General features: G+C 59.0%; 3 protein-coding genes. 2 read left to right on the top strand and 1 reads right to left on the bottom strand.

Going from position 1 to position 2462, the window contains the following annotated elements; all coding sequences use genetic code 11:
* Window positions 1-2: 2 nt before the first annotated feature.
* Window positions 3-443: a homoprotocatechuate degradation operon regulator HpaR gene (hpaR, locus tag ACR0EK_RS20240; protein WP_480492848.1), complete on the bottom strand. Its 441-nt coding sequence runs from the start codon at window positions 441-443 to the stop codon at window positions 3-5.
* A gap of 107 nt (window positions 444-550) precedes the next feature.
* Here hpaR and ACR0EK_RS20235 point away from each other — a divergent pair, with 107 nt between their 5' ends.
* Window positions 551-949 (top strand): 5-carboxymethyl-2-hydroxymuconate Delta-isomerase, encoded by a 399-nt coding sequence (locus tag ACR0EK_RS20235; protein ID WP_267365252.1) that lies wholly within the window; start codon window positions 551-553, stop codon window positions 947-949.
* Window positions 950-952: 3 nt separating this feature from the next.
* The gene (gene hpaE / locus ACR0EK_RS20230) at window positions 953-2461 is read left to right on the top strand and encodes a 5-carboxymethyl-2-hydroxymuconate semialdehyde dehydrogenase (RefSeq protein ID WP_480968095.1); all 1509 of its coding nucleotides are present in this window, start codon (window positions 953-955) and stop codon (window positions 2459-2461) included.
* Window position 2462: the final 1 nt, after the last annotated feature.

The raw sequence follows: 2462 nt of genomic DNA, 5'->3' as shown, positions 1-2462 counted from the left end.
GGTCAGACTTTGACGGCTTGTAGTTCTTCGAGCAGGTCGAGGAGTTGATTGAGTTTTTCTCGTCCCATTTGTTTTTCGATGCTTTGGTAGATCTGCAGAGAGGTTCCGAGGTTTTCGGCGAGGATGTTTCGTCCTTCGTTTGTGATCTTCACCATTGTGCGTCGTTTGTCGTGGCTGTCCTGGCGGCGTGATATTTGGCCTTCGGCTTCCATCGTGCGCAGGATGCGGGTGAGGCTTGGCAACAGCAGGCAGGCCTCTTTGGCAATCGAGCTTTGCTCCACTTCACCCAACTCGTCCAGCACGCGCAGGATGCGCCATTTCTGCTCGGTCAGTTGTATCCCCTGCAGCATGTCCCGGATGGGGGCCATGACGGTTTCGCGTGCGCGCAGCAAGGCAATCGGAAGGGCGCGCGAGGTGTTCTTGGTGTGGCTTTGTTCACTCATGACAGTCTTCTAATTCGCAGAGTCAAAAGATGCAAAGATTAACAAAGCAAGTTCTTGACAGCGGGGGCTCCAATTTACTAAACATGTTTACCATTGGAGGGGAGCACATGCCACATTTTCACGTCGAGTATTCCGGCAATCTGGAGGACAGGATCGATATGAGTGGCTTGTGCGAATGCATCCGGGCCACGGCTGCCGGGATCAAGACATTTCCCCTGCCCGGTATTCGTGTCCGGGCCACGCGGGTCGATCACTATGCCATCGCGGACGGCAATCCGGCGCATGGGTTTATCGATATCTCGATCCGCCTGCGCGCTGGCCGGGCTGCGGATGTCAAACGGGACGCCACGCAGCGCATTTTTGAGGCGGTTGAGGCCTATCTGTCCCCCGCCTTCGCCGGACATTCCATCGCGCTCTCGCTTGAGATGCGTGACATTGACCCAGACCTTTCGCCCAAGACCGGCACGATCCGGGACCATTTGGGCGCGACCAACCAGGAGACCTGATCCATGAGCGCACTGGATACGAATATCGAGAAGCTGGCGGGCTTTCTGACCCGGTTTAAGGAAACCGGCATCAAGAACCGGATCGCGGGCGAAGATCGCGACGGTTCCGCAGGGGTGTTCCAATCCACCTCCCCGGTTGACAGGTCGGTGATCTGCGATGTCGCCCATGGCACAGCCGATGATATCGACGCTGCCGCCAATGCCGCCCACGCCGCATTTGCCGATTGGCGCGACATGCCTGCCACCGAGCGGCGCCGCATCTTGCTGAACGTTGCCGATGCGATCGAGGCCCGTGCCGAGGAAATTGCGCTGTGTGAATGCTGGGACACCGGCCAGACCCTGCGCTTTATGTCCAAGGCCGCGCTGCGGGGGGCCGAGAATTTCCGGTATTTCGCGGATCAGGTGGTCCAGGCGCGGGACGGTCAGCACCTTAAGTCGCCGACCCTGATGAACATCACCACGCGCGTTCCGATTGGTCCGGTGGGGGTGATCACGCCGTGGAACACGCCGTTCATGCTGTCGACATGGAAGATCGCACCTGCTTTGGCTGCCGGGTGCACTGTGGTTCACAAACCGGCCGAAGATTCTCCGCTGTCCGCTCGCCTGCTGGTGGAGATCGCCGAAGAGGCCGGGCTGCCCAAGGGTGTGCTGAACACCGTGAACGGGTTCGGCCCCGATGCGGGTAAGGCGTTGACGGAGCATCCGTTGATCAAGGCGATCGCCTTTGTCGGTGAAAGCCGCACCGGCAGCATCATCACCAAACAAGGTGCCGATACGCTCAAGCGGATGCATCTGGAACTGGGCGGCAAGAACCCGGTTGTTGTGTTCGACGACGCCGATCTCGACCGGGCGCTGGATGCGGTGATCTTCATGATCTACTCGATCAATGGCGAGCGCTGCACGTCATCCTCGCGCCTGCTGGTGCAGGACACCATCAAGGACGCGTTCGAGGCAAAGCTGATCGAGCGGGTCAACACCATCAAGGTCGGTCATCCGCTGGATCCTGCGACCGAGATCGGGCCCCTGGTGACCGAGGAGCATTATAACAAGGTGACCTCCTATTTTGACATCGCGAAAGAAGACGGTGCGACTGTCGCCGCCGGAGGTGTCAAGGTGGGCGACACAGGGTATTTCATTCGCCCAACCCTGTTTACCGATGCCAATAACCAGATGCGTATCGCGCGCGAAGAGATATTCGGCCCGGTTCTGACCTCGATCCCGTTCTCGACCGAGGACGAGGCGCTGCAGATTGCCAACGACACACCATACGGTCTGACCGGCTATGTCTGGACCAATGACCTGACCCGCGCCTTGCAGTTCACCGACAAGCTTGAAGCCGGGATGATCTGGGTGAACTCGGAAAACGTCCGCCACCTGCCCACCCCGTTCGGCGGCGTCAAGGCTTCCGGTATCGGCCGCGACGGCGGCAACTGGAGCTTCGAGTTCTACATGGAACAAAAACACGTCGGCTTCGCAACCGGAAATCACAACATCATGCAGCTGGGGAAGTGAA

It is taken from the genome of Ruegeria sp. AE4 (assembly GCF_056542185.1).
Note: the sequence above shows the minus strand (reverse complement) of the source record. Positions and strands in the feature narration are given on the sequence as shown.